Source organism: Streptomyces sp. P9(2023) (assembly GCF_032436795.1).
Classification (GTDB): Bacteria; Actinomycetota; Actinomycetes; order Streptomycetales; family Streptomycetaceae; genus Streptomyces.
In genome coordinates this window covers 1-256 of sequence record NZ_JAUPWM010000649.1, presented here as the reverse complement: position 1 = coordinate 256, position 256 = coordinate 1, and the positions used below count along the sequence as shown (strand labels likewise).

Below are 256 nucleotides of genomic sequence, written 5' to 3'. Positions count from 1 at the left end.
CCGCAGCATCAGCGGCAAATCGGTGTCGGTGCAGGTCAACTACAAGCCGGGCAAAATGCCCGGCCTGGTCGCAGGGTTCGCGACAGGTGGTCAGCCGCGCAGGCTGTCGTCCGGTCTGATCAGCGGACCCGGCACGCCGACGTCGGACTCGATTCTCGCCCGCGTGTCGACGCGGGAGTTCATCCACAACGCCTCGGCGGTCGACCATTACGGCGTGCGCGCCATGTACGCGCTCAACTCGAGGCATACCCCATCG

1 protein-coding gene is annotated in these 256 nt (G+C 66.4%); it reads left to right on the top strand.

Translation table 11 applies throughout. The annotated features are described in order from the left end of the window. Positions 1 to 256: hypothetical protein (locus Q5762_RS39010; RefSeq protein ID WP_315897059.1), on the top strand; the 256-nt coding region annotated here is incomplete at both ends.